Source organism: Bacteroides sp. L10-4 (assembly GCF_013373675.1).
Classification (GTDB): Bacteria; Bacteroidota; Bacteroidia; order Bacteroidales; family Bacteroidaceae; genus Bacteroides; species Bacteroides muris.
This window is the reverse complement of the sequence record NZ_JABXJH010000068.1, coordinates 1-16,435: the sequence shown is the minus strand read 5'-3', so window position 1 is coordinate 16,435 and position 16,435 is coordinate 1. Positions and strand designations below refer to the sequence as shown.

10 protein-coding genes and 1 pseudogene are annotated in these 16,435 nt (G+C 46.8%); 6 read left to right on the top strand and 5 right to left on the bottom strand.

The features are described 5' to 3' along the window. Window positions 1-146 precede the first annotated feature (146 nt). Together HU824_RS16980 and HU824_RS16975 are read right to left on the bottom strand one after the other, a co-directional pair. Window positions 147-326, bottom strand: a complete 180-nt coding sequence (locus HU824_RS16980) for a hypothetical protein (RefSeq protein ID WP_176469477.1) — start codon at window positions 324-326, stop codon at window positions 147-149. Between the two features lie 15 nt (window positions 327-341). Next, window positions 342-3,560: a TonB-dependent receptor gene (locus HU824_RS16975; RefSeq protein WP_176469476.1), complete on the bottom strand. Its 3,219-nt coding sequence runs from the start codon at window positions 3,558-3,560 to the stop codon at window positions 342-344. 388 nt (window positions 3,561-3,948) lie between these two features. Between HU824_RS16975 and HU824_RS16970 the strand changes: the two genes are divergently transcribed. Continuing rightward, window positions 3,949-6,114 carry a polysaccharide lyase 8 family protein gene (locus tag HU824_RS16970; RefSeq protein ID WP_176469475.1) on the top strand — a complete coding sequence of 722 codons (2,166 nt, stop codon included), beginning with the start codon at window positions 3,949-3,951 and terminating at the stop codon, window positions 6,112-6,114. A gap of 111 nt (window positions 6,115-6,225) precedes the next feature. Beyond that, complete coding sequence (locus HU824_RS16965; protein WP_176469474.1) at window positions 6,226-6,801, top strand: peptidylprolyl isomerase; 576 nt, start codon at window positions 6,226-6,228, stop codon at window positions 6,799-6,801. Window positions 6,802-6,922: 121 nt separating this feature from the next. Here the strand turns inward: HU824_RS16965 and HU824_RS16960 are convergent, their stop codons facing one another. Together HU824_RS16960 and HU824_RS16955 are read right to left on the bottom strand one after the other, a co-directional pair. Next, on the bottom strand, window positions 6,923-8,203 hold the full coding sequence (locus HU824_RS16960) for a serine dehydratase subunit alpha family protein (protein ID WP_176469473.1): 1,281 nt from the start codon (window positions 8,201-8,203) through the stop codon (window positions 6,923-6,925). A 136-nt stretch (window positions 8,204-8,339) separates the two neighbouring features. Beyond that, window positions 8,340-9,536 carry a DUF4925 domain-containing protein gene (locus tag HU824_RS16955; protein WP_176469472.1) on the bottom strand — a complete coding sequence of 399 codons (1,197 nt, stop codon included), beginning with the start codon at window positions 9,534-9,536 and terminating at the stop codon, window positions 8,340-8,342. A gap of 656 nt (window positions 9,537-10,192) precedes the next feature. On the opposite strand from HU824_RS16955, the gene aroC reads away from it, so the two are divergent. Genes aroC through HU824_RS16940 form a run of 3 tightly spaced genes read left to right on the top strand, consistent with a single transcriptional unit; the run spans window position 10,193 to window position 13,729 of the window. After that, on the top strand, window positions 10,193-11,269 hold the full coding sequence (gene aroC / locus HU824_RS16950) for a chorismate synthase (protein WP_176469471.1): 1,077 nt from the start codon (window positions 10,193-10,195) through the stop codon (window positions 11,267-11,269). Window positions 11,270-11,278: 9 nt separating this feature from the next. Then, window positions 11,279-12,634, top strand: coding sequence for a dipeptidase (locus HU824_RS16945; RefSeq protein WP_176469470.1), 1,356 nt, complete (start codon window positions 11,279-11,281; stop codon window positions 12,632-12,634). A gap of 15 nt (window positions 12,635-12,649) precedes the next feature. Beyond that, window positions 12,650-13,729, top strand: a complete 1,080-nt coding sequence (locus tag HU824_RS16940; RefSeq protein WP_176469469.1) for an anhydro-N-acetylmuramic acid kinase — start codon at window positions 12,650-12,652, stop codon at window positions 13,727-13,729. Window positions 13,730-13,835: 106 nt separating this feature from the next. On the opposite strand, the gene HU824_RS16935 is transcribed toward HU824_RS16940, so the two are convergent. After that, window positions 13,836-16,025 (bottom strand): DNA topoisomerase 3, encoded by a 2,190-nt coding sequence (locus HU824_RS16935; protein ID WP_176469468.1) that lies wholly within the window; start codon window positions 16,023-16,025, stop codon window positions 13,836-13,838. A 105-nt stretch (window positions 16,026-16,130) separates the two neighbouring features. On the opposite strand from HU824_RS16935, the pseudogene HU824_RS19880 reads away from it, so the two are divergent. Continuing rightward, a pseudogene (locus HU824_RS19880) lies at window positions 16,131-16,337 on the top strand (glucuronyl hydrolase); the annotation flags it as partial. Window positions 16,338-16,435 lie beyond the last annotated feature (98 nt).

Below are 16,435 nucleotides of genomic sequence, written 5' to 3'. Positions count from 1 at the left end.
GGCTGTCTCCCTGTCGGAAACCCGTTTCCAACGCCAAGCGTTCGGAATCCTTTAATATGATTGATTTGATTTTGCCCATAAGTGCATATTTGAATTTTATGAGGCAAAGGTATCAAAACCTTATGATATAAACCAATTATGAACATCTACTTAGCAGCCTCATTGTAAATACCGTTTGTATAAGCTTCCAAATCCGCACGTGTGCTCCAATAAAGTTCTCCAGTCAAATCATTTGTTGGAGTACGATCCAAAAAAGAATCATTGCATGCAGTCATAGTCAAAGCGGCCATACCTGCAATCATATATTTTCCTATTATCTTTTTCATTGTCTTGCTACTTTTTTAGAATGTTAAATTAACACCAAATGAATACGTTCTCATAAAAGGATAAAGCATCACACCATTTCCACGAGCAGCTTCCGGGTCATACGGACCTTTAACCTTGGTAAACTCAAACAAATTCTCACCACTCACATAAACAGAAGCATTAGCCAGGAACACCTTACTAATCCATTGTTTCGGCAAATTCCATCCGAATGTCAGATTCTTCATTCTCAAATAAGACGCATTCTGTAAATAACGATCTGTTTTTACAACTCTGTTACGATTATCCGTAGCACGCGCAATAGGAAGATAAGCATTCGGATTTTCCGGTGTCCAAGAATCAGTTACATGCCATTTCTGTGCATTATAATATTGTGTAGCAGCCGGCCAGAAAGCCTCATCACCAGGCCAGAAATCACGTTTACCTACGCCTTGCATGAACATATTCAAATAGAAATCCTTATAAGTCAGATTAGCAGTAATACCATATTGATAACGAGGAGTCGTATTACCAATAATCGTCATATCACCATGGTCTTTCAATGTACCAATACCATCGTCAATCACCTCATCACCATTCAAGTCTTTAAACTTGATGTCACCGGCTCCCCAAGTAACGTTCTTAATATCTTTTTGGCTATACCATTCAGCAGCTTCTTTGTCACTTTGGAACAAACCTTCTGTCTTATAACCCCAGATTTCACCTATCTTATGGCCTTCATAATAAGTATTAATGGCTTCGGAATCATTTCTGTATTTGGTTACTTCTGCTTGCGAATCCGACAATACAAATCCTAATTCATAACCAAAGTCTTTTCCGATACGGTCTTTCCAATTAATAGTAAATTCCCATCCACGAGTTTTCAATTCAGCTGAGTTGGCAGGAGGTGCAGTTGTACCTAATACTTCAGGATATGTAGCCTTAATCAACATATCAGAAGTTGTACGTACATAATAGTCAAAACTTGTATTCAAATGTTGATTCAAAAAGCTTGCATCCAAACCAAAATTTACTGTTGTTACTTTCTCCCATGTCAAATCAGGACTTACCAAATTGGCAGGATTCATTGTTGTGGCATATTCATTGCCGAACAGCCAAAGAGTAGAAGTACTATCACTAATGAAAGGAATATACGGATAATACTTCGTATTTCCACTCCAATCACTTGAAGAAATCATCTGGTTACCCAATACACCATACGTAGCACGTATCTTCAAATTATCCAACCAAGAACGTGTTCCTTGCATGAAGTTCTCTTCGCTAATACGCCATGCACCCGATACAGAAGGCAAGAAAACGAAACGATTGTCGGACGGGAATCGGGAAGTACCGTCATAGCGTCCGTTCACCTCAAACAGGTAGCGGTCATTATAAATATAGTTCACACGGAAGAAACCTCCACGCAAAGCCCATTCATAACCATTCTGAGCTACCGTATGGATGCCCGAAGCCAAACTCAATGAAGGAAGATTCTCATTCAGGATGCCATCACGGCGTCCACTAAAAGTAGAATAACGAGTCAATTCCTGATTGAAACCAATCATAGCCTTTACGTAATGCTTCTCAGCAAACGTATTTTCATAATCTGTATAAGCATTGAACGAATAATAACTTGTATTATAATTCGTCATCTTATAGTAGTTTGTACTTGTACGCCCGTAGGTTTCATTGAACGAACCATCAAAGAACTTAATAGGTTTGGAGTGTTCGGAAGCCTTCTGATAATTTAGATTATAATTGAAGTCAACATGCGCTTTCCAACCCTTCAAGATGTTTAAGTCCGCACTTGCAGTTAACCAAATATCATGCTTATCCGACTTGTTACGTCCACCATCTTTCAATAATGAATAAGCATTATTCTCATTATATACACCCTCAAATTTATCCAATTCCGGATAACGAGCATCCTTCTGCCAAGCAGAAATAAAATCGGTAGGCAGTGTATAAATAACACGCTTCCAAACGTCCTTACTATCATAAGTAAAAGGTTTATCGGATGTACTATAATTGTACAGTGCCTTGAATCCCAACTTCAGCCATTTCGTAGTTTGGTTCTCTACATTCAGACGTGTATTCAGACGTTTGAAGTTATCATCACCTACCTTATACAATCCTTCTTGATTCAAATAGCCTACTGAAGTATAGAAACGAGTCTTTTCGTTACCACCCGAGATATTCAAGTTATGACGTTGTGTAGGACTCACATTCTTAACCATCAGTTCTTTAAAGTCTGAGTAGCCATAATAGTATAACTGACCGTCAATAACCTCGTATTCAGGATTATTCCTCGGGTCAGCCTCGTATGCTTTCATCTTATCGATAGATTCTTGTTTATATTTAATGGCTGTACTTCCGTTGATACAAGCCTGATTCATCCACTCGGCAAACTGCGATTGGCTATCGATGAACTCGGGCATGATGGACGGTTTGGCAAAAGAGAAGTTACCGGTATAGTTCACTGTAACTTTCTCTGCTTTCTGCGGGCTCTTGGTAGTCACCAATACCACACCGAACGCAGCACGCACACCATAGATGGCTGATGCGGCGGCATCTTTCAATACAGTTACGTTCGCAATATCATTGGGGTTCACCAAATCAAGGCTCATTTCCACACCGTCTACCAGCACCAGCGGGCTACCGCCGTTGATAGAAGTCGTACCACGCACGTTCAGTGAAGCAGCCTGTCCCGGCTCACCACTCTGATTGGTAATCTGCAAGTTAGGAATGGTACCCTGCAAAGCACTTGCAGTGCTTGTGATAGGTCTTGATTCAAGCACTTTGGAGTCAATCTGACCAACGGCACCTGTCAGGTTCACCTTCTTCTGCGAACCATAACCCACTACCACCACTTCTTCCAAAGCCTTGGCGTCCTCGCTCAACTTCACATTGAAAGTAGTCTGTCCGGCCACTTTAATCTCCTGGGTCACATATCCGATGAAAGATACCTGCAGCACGGCGCCTTCGGGCACGTTTGTCAGCGTAAAGTTACCGTCTATATCGGTAATCACACCGTTGGTAGTTCCCTTCACCAATACATTGGCACCCGGCACCGGACCGAAGTTGTCCGTCACCACACCTTTCACGGTCTTGCCGGTCTGCGCCACAACCTGCACAGCATCCGCATCCGAAAGGTTTTCACTACCCACGGGAGCCGCCATCACGCTTGCACCCGAAAGCGTGCAAAACGCTGCACAGAACAGCACCCTTCTTGAGAAATCAAAAGACACTTTTTTCATTTTCAATTAGATTAGTTAATAAATAATATATTATATAATGTATGTTTTTCATTTTGTCTTTTCCATTTCCAATTGTTAACTTTTCCAACGACGTTTTCCTGTTCAATTCCCACCATTCACATCTTCCTTCATATTTAAGGCAAAATTAACGTTGCAAAATTACGCCTATTATAATACTGCACTTTATCCTTTTTATCATTTCTTTTACTCAAATTCAGTAAAGCTATATAATTATCTATATACCAATATATTGAAAACAGATTCAATATCAATTTCAAAGTACGATTCCCTACCGGATTCCCTTTCATTTACCAATAAAAGCCCTACCTTTGCATACATAATCTTCACACGAACACACATTATATAATATATCATAAAAACAGTTCAAATGAAAAACCGTATTCTAACCTTCGCAATCCTATTGCTTGCATGGCTTGCTACAAACAGCCAACTACGGGCGCAGCAACCGGCACCTGCCGACTCCTCCCAAAGAAACAACGAGTATCAAGTACTTATGGAAAAAATCAGACAAGACTTCGCTATCAATCCTCCGGCAAAAGAGATAGAAGAAGCACTGAAAACCTACAATGAAGCCGACGGCTCCTTCACCGACGTGGACTATGCGAGCATACAGCGTACAAACTGGCCGCCATTGCTGCACATAGACCGACTGTATGATTTTGCATTCGCTTATACTACTCCCGGAAACAGCTATTATGGAAACGAAGCTCTCTTTGACAAGATAGTGAAAGGGCTTGAATACTGGTACGACCGGAACCCGTGGTGCCACAACTGGTGGTACAACCAGATTGCCGACCCCCAACGCCTGGGCATCATGCTGATACAACTGCGCACCGGCAAGAAACAGATTCCCGCCGAACTGGAAACCAAGACGCTGGACCGAGTACGCAAGGACGGAGGCCATCCTGCCAAATGGACCGGAGCCAACCGCACAGACATTGCCCTGCACTGGATATACCGCGCCTGCCTTACCCAGAACGAAGAAGACCTCGCCCTGGCTCTGGACAACGTCTACAATCCCATTGTCTATACCACCAAAGAGGGATTCCAGCACGACAACTCTTACTTCCAGCACGGACGGCAGCTCTACATCGGCGGCTACGGAGACGAAATACTGAAAAGCATCACCCAAGTGGCCATGTACACCCGAGGTACCCGCTTCGCCATCCCCCAAGAGAAACTGGCACTGCTGAGCAAGTTCATGCGCGAAACCTATTATGCCACCATCCGGGGCCGCCACATGCTGTTCGACGTGCTGGGCCGTGGCGTGAGCCGCCCCAAAATCACCGACAAGTCGCACACAGCGCTCTTTGCCCGCCGCATGGCTCAACTGGACACCGCACACACTGACGAGTACAAGGCCATCATCGCCCGCCTCGAAGGAAAAGAGAATGCCGACTATGCCCTCAGCCCGAAACATACGCATTACTACCGTGCCGACTACACCCTGCACGTACGCCCGCACTACACCTTTGACGTACGCATGGTGTCTACCCGCACTGCACGCTGTGAATACGGCAACGGCGAGAACCTGAAAACCTATTTCATGTCCGACGGCTGCACCAACATCACTACTGCCGGTGACGAATACTTCAATATCTTCCCCGTATGGAACTGGACACGCATACCCGGTACCACCGCTCCCCAACTCTCTCCCATCCCCGTGGCTCCCAATGACTGGCAGATGCCCGGTACTTCCACTTTCGCCGGCGGCGTGTCGGACAGCCTTTATGGCGTATCGGCCTACGCATACAGCGACACCCTGACCGGTGTGCACACGGCTGCCCGCAAGGCCTGGTTCTTCTTCGACAATGAAGTGGTGTGCCTCGGTACGGACATCCGCTCCACCGCCTCGGCCGAAGTGAATACTACCGTCAACCAATGTCTGACGGCAAAAGACAAGCAAGTGCTGGTGCGTTCCGGCAAAAGCGTTACGGCTCAGGAAGCATCCGTAGCCGGCTACCGTTCTCCGCAGTGGGTGCTCCACAAGGATGTGGCCTATCTCTTCCCGAACGGCGGGCAGATATCTGTATCCAAACAGACACAAAGCGGCACGTGGTATGACATCAACCATACTGCTCCTAAAGACACCGTACATCAGGATGTCTTCACTTTGAACTTCGACCACGGCATGCAGCCTTCGGGAGCCACATACGCCTACATCGTGGTACCCGGCAAGCACACTGCCGATGAAGTGGAGGAATACAGGAAGCACTGCCCCGTCAGCATCGTCAGCAATACCCCCGAAATGCAGGTGGTACGCAACAAGGAATTGAAGCTGTGGGGAATGGTGTTCTACACTGCAGGCACGTTCAAGCATAAAGAGCTTCAAATAACCGTAGACCATCCTTGCACACTCCTCGTCAAAGAAGACGGCAGCTTCCACATTGCCGACCCGGGCCAGACGCAGGAAGACATCCAAGTCAGCCTCCGCCTGCCAGCGTCGAGCAAGAAGACGGCAACCGTTCATTGCTGTTTCAAGAATAGCGGCATTCAGGCAGGAGCTACCAAGGCGTATCGCGCCAAGTTCTGAAACAAGAATCTGAAACGAAATGGAGTTAAAAACCAGGCACACATTCACCAGTCACACAAAATATTCGTATCTTCGTCCACCAATAAATAAACAATTAATAAAATAAAGAGAATGGAAACAGTAGAAAACAAGTACATCACCGTAGCATACAAGCTATACACGATAGAAAACGGAGAAAAAGAATTCACCGAAGAAGCTCCCGCCGAACATCCCTTCCAGTTTATCTCCGGACTGGGACTGACGCTTGAGGCTTTTGAAGCGCAAATAAAAGATTTGCAAAGTGGTGACAAGTTCGATTTCATCATTCCTGCCGCCGAAGCATACGGTGAATATGATGAAGACCACGTCATCGACCTGCCCAAAGAGATTTTTGTCATCGACGGAAAATTCGACAGCGAACGCATCGTAGAAGGCGCAGTGGTTCCCTTAATGACCAATGAAGGCCAACGCATCAACGGAAGCGTGGTAGAAGTGAAAGAAGATGTTGTGGTGATGGATATGAACCACCCGCTGGCAGGTTGCGACCTGAATTTTACGGGTGAAGTAGTGACAAACCGTCCTGCCACCAACGAAGAAGTGTCTGAACTGATACGCATGGCAAGCGGCGGTTGCGGTTGCGGCAGCTGCGGAGGAGATTGCGGAGGCGGAGACTGCGGCGATGACTGCGGATGCGGAGGATGCCACTAATGATTCCTTAAAGACTGAATACAAACTCAAAGCCTATTTCAAACAAAACATCACCCCCTGCTTTACATTACTGTGGCAGGGGGTGATATTTTTGGAAAAATATACGCTTATTTCGTAACCATCATTTGCTTGTCATTATTTCAAGCACCAGTTTATCCGTCTCGTTCATTCCTTTGGAGCCTATCTTCGTCAGGTTACGGATACTCTGATCCACATCCTCATCAATAATACCTTCTACGGAAGTTACACAACGGTTTTCCATGGCCATGATGGCCGAAAGCACTGCGGTGGAAACCCCGGTGGTGACTTTCAATGCACAACTGGGTTTGGCACCATCACAAATCATTCCGGTAAGATTGGCAATCATATTCTGAACTGCGTATGACACCTGCTCGTATGCACCGCCCATCAGCCAAGTGATACCGCAACTGGAACCGGTAGCAGCAACCACACAACCGCATAAGGCGGACAAACGTCCCAAACTCTGCTTGATATAAATCACTGTCAAATGGCTCAACATAAGGGCACGGACAATCTCTTCCTCCGATTTTCCGTTTTCCTCGGCATAAATCAGGACCGGCAACGTAGCGGATATACCTTGGTTACCGCTGCCGGAATTACTCATCACCGGAATCATGGCACCTGCCATACGGGCGTCGCACGCACCCGAAGTATAAGAAAGGATATGTGAAAAGACACTGTCGCCCATCACACGATGTTCGTACGTGCCACGAAGGATTTTTCCCAGGCCATGCCCGTAATTGCCCTCGAAAGAACGCTCGGCGGCGGCCTTGTTCAGACGGGCAGTTTCGAGAATAAAACGGATTTCGTCCAACGGGGCGGTCAATGCGAAGTCATAGACTTTACGGAGAGACAAATCCAAAGTATTCCCCTCTGCTTCCGTGCTTGCGACAGCTTGCTTATTCAACAACACTTCGCTGTTGCGCGCCACATATATAAAGGTAGTATGCCCGCCGGCAATGATGGCGGTCGCCTTATCTCCTCCGGCCTCGCAACACACTTCTATATAGAGTTTCTCTTCTATATCGTTTTTTAAGGATATATGAATACGCTTTTCGTCAATAAAACGCTTTCCTGCCTCCACTGCTTCCGGCGTACTGTCTTTCAAGACTTCCAACTGATATTCGGACTTGCCTATCAAAGCGCCCAACGCCACGGCAATGGGCAGTCCAATCATTCCCGTACCCGGAATGCCTACGCCCATCGCATTCTTCAAGATATTGGCACTTAAAAGCACCGTTACTTTCTCCGGGCGCTTGTTCAATACTTCCGCAGCTTTCGCCACACATAACGCCACTGCAATAGGTTCTGTACAACCAATAGCAGGAATTACTTCACGCTTGACCAATGAGATGATTTGCTGTCGTTCTGTCTCCGTCATATCCGTCTTAATTATTTAATTATCGATACTGCAAATGTAGAAAAAAAACTAAAATAAAAAGAGACCGAACTCCTATTTTACAACAGAGTTCGGTCTCTTCAAGAAAAACACGGATGTATTATTTGAAACAGTTATCTCATTTCACAAAGTTCAATCCAAGTTCCATCTCATTTGTTTTGGCAAACACTTCCGGTGCTTGTTCCAATATAGCTTCTACAACACCTGCAAACATAGCGAAGTCCGGATTACTTGTAGCAGCTTCTTTAATGGCGGCTACAATTTCTTCATTCTCTAATAAAGACAACAGAATATCAATAAGTTTCGATCCCAACTCTTTGTCAATATAAACAGCCAGTTCATTGCCTTCTTCATTAACCGAATAGCCCAAAGGAATTCCGCTGGAAAGCATCGGAATCAATTCCATCAATTTGGGCAACACAACCGGAAGGACAGTTTCCATATCCAGCCCCTTGGTAGTCATTTTCTGCACAGCACCTATGATGGCATCCACATTCAAGTATAAATACAGTTTCTCATTTTTCACCGCATACTGTACCATATTCAACGGAGAATTCTGGAATTTTGGTGAAACTATATCGGCCACATCAGAATAAGAAGCTACAATATTGCCATCTTCCCTGAAAGTAACGCTCTGCAACAAACAAGACAATATCTCATTCACTCCCATCTTTTTGTCTCCTACCGGTATAATACCCATAGCAGACATCAAAGTGATAAACTCACCCGGTTGAAGTTCAACAGGCTGAGCACCAGGAAAAGGGAACAGAACTACAGAGAACGGTTTCTCCGAGTTCCAAACGACATGCAACGGATTTTTCTCCGCATAAGGGTCATAAGAGAAAAGATTCCATGTGTTTCCAGCCAACGCATTGTCACCGGCCAACTTTACTTCCAAGGCCAGATTCAATTTGCCTTTCTCTACAGCACCTTCATATTTCATACTATAATTATCGGCAACATGTTCACCTTCAAAGGTATATCCACCTTCTGCCGGTTGCAAAGCCGCTGAAAACGTAACCTTAGGTTCGCCCGGTATCACGCCCGGATTTACCAGTCCGGATGCCATAGTCTCTTTAGTCAACGCAATATCAGCACCCTCTAATGTAATGTCGGCACTTTTCCCATCTGCCGTATAGAAAGTGACCTTCTTTCCCAAAAGCACTTCACCACCATAAGTAAGTTCCAGCTCCGACGATACATAAGGAGCATTTACTTCCGGAAGTGACTTAACTTCATCGTCATCATCACTACAAGCCGTAAACAAACTCATTGAACAAATCAATGCAAACAAATAAAATAAATTCTTTTTCATACTTTTAAGAATACTTGTTTAGTTAATAAAAGGCTTCCCTAGAAGCCATCAATTTCCTATTTTAAAATCAAGAGTGCAAAGTAACACCTTTTAAGGTTACAGTACAAGGTCTTTTCTAAAAAAAGGATGTTCTATTTTTAATGCTCTCCATATTTAAATGCAGCAACGGTGGTAGTATTAATCACGGCTCTTCATTTGAAGGGTTCATTCAAAAGAGTCAGAGAAATTATCGAGAATCGCTCCCTCTTCATTGTTGCTCTGCCAAAGAACGGCAATCCTGCCACAGGACATAAGTTTCCCGCCCAATAGACATTTGCAAAAAAGTTGCAAGATACATATAATAAAGTTCTTAAGTATTTGTTGTAAAAATGCCAAAGACATGTCGCAAGTTCTATCCCAAGCCTTGGGATAGACATGCCCAACCTTGGAACGCATATCCCCAACTTTGGGACACCTATCCGCAAGCTTGGTTTTCACTTCTTTATCACATGTGCCCTCAACTCCCTTAAATGAAAGCCATGCAGTCTTAATGCAAAAAAATGCTTTTCATTCAAACGAATCCCAAAAAAAGTTGTTACCTTTATAAAGTGAAAAGTATTTTCATAAGAGAGATATTGGCGCATGAGCCTCATATATAAACCTTTAAAGCATTTGATATGTTCAACTCATTTGGAAATATTCTCCGCCTTACCAGTTTTGGGGAATCGCACGGTAAGGGTGTGGGAGGAGTTATAGACGGATTCCCTGCAGGAATAGTCATTGATATGGATTTCGTCCAGGCAGAGCTCGACCGACGCCGCCCCGGACAGTCACGTATCACTACCGCCCGGAAAGAAGGTGATAAAGTGGAGTTCCTCTCCGGCATCTTCGAAGGAAAATCCACGGGCTGCCCCATAGGATTCATCGTGTGGAACCAAAACCAGCATTCCGACGATTACAATAATCTGAAAGAAGTCTATCGCCCTTCACATGCCGACTATACTTATAAGGTGAAATACGGCATCCGCGACCACCGGGGGGGAGGACGCTCATCCGCCCGTGAAACGATCTCGCGTGTAGTGGCGGGTGCCCTGGCCAAATTGGCACTAAAACAGTTGGGCATACACATCACAGCGTACACCTCACAAGTAGGCCCCATCCGCCTTGAAGAAAACTATACCGCATACGATCTCGACCTGATAGAGACCAATCCGGTCCGCTGCCCCGACCCGGCGAAAGCGAAAGAAATGGAAGAACTCATCTTCAAGATAAAGGAAGAAGGAGATACCATCGGAGGAGTGGTGACCTGTGTCGTCAAAGGATGCCCCATCGGACTGGGACAACCCGTATTCGGCAAGCTCCATGCGGCACTCGGAGCAGCCATGCTCAGCATCAATGCAGCAAAAGCATTCGAGTATGGAGACGGCTTCAAGGGATTAAAGCAGAAAGGCTCGGAGCAGAATGACGTGTTCTACAACAACAACGGACGTATCGAGACCCGCACCAACCATTCGGGCGGTATACAAGGCGGAATCAGCAACGGGCAAGACATCTATTTCCGCGTAGCCTTCAAACCCGTGGCAACCGTACTGATGGAACAACACACCGTGAACATTGATGGTGTAGACACCACCCTGAAAGCCCGCGGACGCCATGACCCGTGCGTGTTGCCACGCGCAGTACCCATCGTGGAAGCAATGACAGCAATGACATTGCTGGATTATTACCTGATTGACAGAACAACACAACTATAATATTCACCCATGGAAATAAAGAAATACATCACCGAGAACGAGCCTAAGATGCTGGAAGACTTGTTCAGCCTCATCCGCATTCCAAGCATCAGTGCCAAACCCGAACATCACGACGACATGCTTGCCTGCGCCGAACGTTGGGCACAGTTGTTGCTCGAAGCCGGAGCGGACGAAGCCCTCGTAATGCCCTCCAAAGGCAACCCGATTGTTTTCGGACAGAAAATCGTAGACCCGAACGCCAAGACCGTATTGGTATATGCACACTACGACGTGATGCCTGCCGAACCTCTGGAACTTTGGAACAGCAAACCGTTTGAACCCGAAATACGCGACGGACACATCTGGGCGCGTGGTGCAGATGATGACAAAGGGCAATCTTTCATACAAGTGAAAGCTTTTGAATACCTCGTACGCAACGGACTGCTGCAAACCAACGTAAAATTCATCTTCGAAGGAGAAGAAGAAATCGGTTCGCCCAGCTTAGAAAGCTTTTGCCAGGAGCACAAAGAGTTGCTGAAAGCAGACGTCATTCTGGTTTCGGACACCAGCATGCTTGGCGCCGACCTGCCTTCACTGACTACCGGGCTTCGCGGACTGGCCTATTGGGAAATAGAGGTGACCGGTCCCAACCGCGACCTGCACAGCGGTCACTTCGGCGGTGCCGTTGCCAACCCCATCAACGTGCTTTGCCAGATAATCAGCCAAGTGACGGATGCAGAGGGACGTATCACCGTACCGAGCTTTTACGACGATGTGGAAGAAGTTCCCCAAGCCGAGCGCGACATGATAGCCCGCATTCCTTTCGACGAAGAGAAATACAAAAAGGCCATCAATGTAAAAGCACTTTTCGGAGAGACTGGTTACAGTACGCTGGAACGCAACAGTTGCCGTCCCTCTTTCGACGTATGCGGCATCTGGGGCGGATATACGGGTGAAGGGTCCAAGACAGTGCTCCCATCCAAGGCATATGCCAAGGTGTCCTGCCGATTGGTTCCCCACCAAGACCACCATAAAATATCCAAACTGTTTGCCGACTACATCTTAGACATAGCACCGGATTCAGTGCAGGTAAGAGTCACTCCGATGCACGGAGGACAAGGATACGTATGTCCCATCACCCTGCCCGCCTACCAAGCCGCCGAAAAAGGTTTTGAAAAAGCCTTCGGAAAGAAACCGCTGGCAGTGCGCCGGGGTGGAAGTATTCCCATTATCTCCACCTTCGAACAAGTGCTGGGTATCAAAACCGTTCTGATGGGCTTCGGGCTCGAATCCAATGCCATACACTCACCCAATGAGAATATACCATTGGACATCTTCCGTAAAGGAATAGAAGCCGTTGTCGAATTCTACCTCAATTACAAATAAAATAAGAAAATCAGGATGAAAGACTTCCAAATTCAGGCTATCGGACTGATGTCCGGCACCTCCCTTGACGGGCTGGACGTATGTTGCTGCACTTTCCGGCGGCAAGCCGGAAAATGGTCTTTCCATATAGACTGTGCGAAAGACTATAGCTATCCCGACGCCATGAAGCAGATATTGGGTACCGGTGCACAGACAATGAGTGCTTTGGAGTTCATCACTTTCCACAGCTCCTATGGAAAGTTTCTCGGTGAACGTGTCAACGAGTTCATGCAGGAATTTGGAGTCCGCCCCGATATTATAGCCTCCCACGGACATACTATCTTCCATGAGCCACATAAGAGAGTCATGTACCAGATAGGCGACGGAGCCGCCATTGCCGCCGAAACCCGTATACCTACCGTTTCGGATTTCCGGCGACTGGACATCATGCTGGGTGGGCAGGGTGCTCCACTCGTACCCATTGGCGACCGGTTGCTTTTTGCCGACTATAACTTTTGTTTGAATATCGGCGGCTTCTCCAACATTTCATTCGAGCAAGACGGACGGCGTATCGCTTTCGATATCAGCCCGGTGAATTACGTCATCAACCATTACTGCCGGCAAATAGGATTGGAGTTTGACCGCGACGGCAAGATAGCGCGGCAAGGAAACATCTGCCAGGAACTGCTGGACGAACTGAACGGAATGGACTTCTACCATCAGTCCGGACCGAAATCTTTGGGACGAGAGTGGGTGGAAACGCTGGTATATCCCATGCTCGAGCGTTATGGCCTGAGTTTGGAAGACATGCTTCGCACGTTCTATGAACATGCAGCCTGGCAAATATCGCGCGTCATCAGCATCCATCCGCTTCCCGGTGGCAACAGCAAACTGCTGATTACCGGTGGAGGGGCTTTCAATAAATTCCTGATAGAACGGATAGGAGCACTCTGCCCGTGCGAAATAGTCATTCCCGACCGACAAATCATAGAGTACAAGGAAGCCCTAATCTTCGCTTTCCTGGGTGCCCTCTATATAGCGGACGAACCCGGATGCCTCGCCTCGGTGACGGGAGCTACGACAGATAATATCGGGGGAATGCTGTTTAAAATATAGTCCATTTTACCATTATGGGAATATCCCAACTGGGGTGCATAGCAGAAAACGAACCATAAACTACGGGTGACGGGCTACAAAGCCACGAATAACCAAGATATCAACCCTATTCAAACGGCTTGCGGAATGTACATCCGGATTTCCATTCGGAACAACCGTAAGCCGTTTTCCCCTTGATAACGGTACCTTTTCCGCAAAGCGGACAAGTCTGACCGACGAAATCGTCAGCTTGTACGGAAGCCTCCGTACTTGAAGTTGCCACAGTGCCCGAAGCCTGCTCCGTCTTTTTGCCTGCGGCGGCAGACTTTCTCGGTGCTCTTTTCTTCGGCTCCTTTTTCGGTTTATCGGCAGCCTCTGCCTTGGCAGAAGCCTTACTGCTCTTTTCGGGAGCAGGCGCTTGGATGGTGATGTGGCGGTTGCTGTTATCAGAAAGTACACTCATCACGACCTCCGATACCATCTGTTTCAGTTCTTCCAAGAATTGTCCGGCATTGTAAGTCCGTTTTTCAATCTCACGCAGTTTCTTTTCCCAAATACCAGTCAGTTCCGCCGATTTCAACAGCTCCTCATGGATAATCTGTATCAGCTCCACACCGGTAGGAGTGGCTATCAGATTCTTCTTTTCCTTGCGGATATAGTTCCGCTTGAACAGTGTCTCGATGATGGCTGCACGGGTAGACGGACGACCGATGCCGTTTTCCTTCAGCGCATCACGCAGCTCGTCGTTATCCACCAGCTTGCCCGCTGTCTCCATAGCACGCAGCAGGGTGGCTTCCGTATAAGGCCGGGGCGGCTGCGTCCACTTCTCATACAAATCGGGGACGTGCGGCCCGCTTTCTCCTTTCACAAAAGCCGGAAGCACACCCTCCTCTTCTCCCTTCTCCTCTCTCTCCTCCTGCGATTGTGCCGAGGGAGTGCCGAAGATAACACGCCAACCCGGTTCCAGAATCTGCTTGCCGGTGGCCTTGAACTCGATGCTTTCTACCTCGCCAAATACGGTGGTAGTGGCAAACTTACAATCGGGGTAGAATACAGCAATGAAACGGCGTGCTATCAAATCGAATACACGACGCTCCATATCCGTCAGATTCTGCGGATGCTGGCCGGTAGGAATAATGGCATGGTGATCTGTCACCTTGGAGTTATCGAAAACCTTTTTGGATTTCAACAATGCAGTTCCTGCCAAAGGGGCTGTAAATGTCTCGTAATCGCGCAGACCTTTCAAAATTCCGGGGCATTTGGGATAGATATCATCACTCAAATAGGTAGTGTCTACACGTGGATAGGTAGCCACTTTCTTCTCATACAAGGACTGGATAATTTTCAGCGTTTCATCAGCGGAATAGGCAAATTTCTTGTTACATTCCACTTGCAAAGAAGTCAAGTCAAACAAGCGGAGCGGTGCCTCCCTCCCCTCCTTCTTGGTGACACTTGTCACTGTAAAAGGAGAATTCTTAATCTGCGCCAGCAAAGCAAGCCCACGCTCGTGGTCGGTAATGGGGTCGATACCTCGATTTTCTTCCTCTTTTTTAGGTTTCTTGCCGGCAGCTATGGCCTCTTTCTGCTTCTCGGCTTCCAGTACCAGCTCCTCCTCACTTTTCCGGATAATGGCAGAGAAAGTAGTATCTCGATAGACGGTTTTCAGCTCCCAGTATTGCTTGGGAACAAAATGCTGTATTTCCAACTGACGGTTTACAATCAGTGCCAGTGTCGGCGTCTGCACACGGCCGATAGAAAGTACCTGTCGGTTCTGCCCATACTTCATGGTGTAGAGGCGGGTGGCATTCATCCCCAGCAACCAGTCGCCAATGGCACGAGAGAGTCCGGCTTCGTACAAAGGCTGGAAATCCGACGCATCGCGCAGCTTGGCAAAGCCCTCGCGGATAGCCTCTTCCGTCAATGAAGATATCCAAAGGCGTTTCACCGGGCAACGCGCCCCGGCCTTCTGCATCACCCAGCGCTGTATCAATTCTCCCTCCTGCCCGGCATCACCGCAGTTTATAATCATATCGGCATGTTGCATAAGGTTCTCTATCGCATGGAACTGGCGTTCGTATGTGGGATTGCTAATCAGCTTAATGCCGAAACGGGGAGGTATCATGGGCAGACTTCCCAAACTCCATGACTTCCAATTAGGGGTATATTCATGCGGCTCCTTCAACGTACAAAGATGACCGAATGTCCAGGTCACCTGGTATCCGTTTCCTTCGATGTATCCGTCTTTCTTTTCTCTCGCTCCCAGTACATCAGCTATGTCACGCGCCACAGAGGGCTTTTCGGCAATACAAACTATCATTTATTTCATCTTTTAAGGAGGCAAAGATAGTGCAAACAAGCTGAAAAAAGAAAATTTGCACAGAATTGATGGTCAAATAAACAATCTGCACCCGCACAATGAGTAGAAACCATCCTGAAGAATCTTTCAAGCAACAGCTATCTGGCAACCAAAGGAAGCAATCAGGGATTTGTACTGATGCACTCCACCGGCTCACTGCCCCACAGTTCGGAGATAGACGTACCACTGAACTATGCAGACTATTATTATCTCGAAGCTTTGCAAAGATACCAAAACTTAAATAATTTAAGTTTCGCAAGTTCAGCTTGCTAGTTTTAATTTGTAAATATCGCATATATGGTTCATCTCTTCCGACCTGTTAATCATCACATCATAGATATCCTCATCGGCCAAACCGAAGAGGTTTGCTA

Bases quoted from the DNA above. Each gene is read 5' to 3' on its own strand.
- HU824_RS16980 (WP_176469477.1), bottom strand. From the start codon at position 326: ATGAAAAAGATAATAGGAAAATATATGATTGCAGGTATGGCCGCTTTG.
- HU824_RS16975 (WP_176469476.1), bottom strand. From the start codon at position 3,560: ATGAAAAAAGTGTCTTTTGATTTCTCAAGAAGGGTGCTGTTCTGTGCA.
- HU824_RS16970 (WP_176469475.1), top strand. From the start codon at position 3,949: ATGAAAAACCGTATTCTAACCTTCGCAATCCTATTGCTTGCATGGCTT.
- HU824_RS16965 (WP_176469474.1), top strand. From the start codon at position 6,226: ATGGAAACAGTAGAAAACAAGTACATCACCGTAGCATACAAGCTATAC.
- HU824_RS16960 (WP_176469473.1), bottom strand. From the start codon at position 8,203: ATGACGGAGACAGAACGACAGCAAATCATCTCATTGGTCAAGCGTGAA.
- HU824_RS16955 (WP_176469472.1), bottom strand. From the start codon at position 9,536: ATGAAAAAGAATTTATTTTATTTGTTTGCATTGATTTGTTCAATGAGT.
- aroC (WP_176469471.1), top strand. From the start codon at position 10,193: ATGTTCAACTCATTTGGAAATATTCTCCGCCTTACCAGTTTTGGGGAA.
- HU824_RS16945 (WP_176469470.1), top strand. From the start codon at position 11,279: ATGGAAATAAAGAAATACATCACCGAGAACGAGCCTAAGATGCTGGAA.
- HU824_RS16940 (WP_176469469.1), top strand. From the start codon at position 12,650: ATGAAAGACTTCCAAATTCAGGCTATCGGACTGATGTCCGGCACCTCC.
- HU824_RS16935 (WP_176469468.1), bottom strand. From the start codon at position 16,025: ATGATAGTTTGTATTGCCGAAAAGCCCTCTGTGGCGCGTGACATAGCT.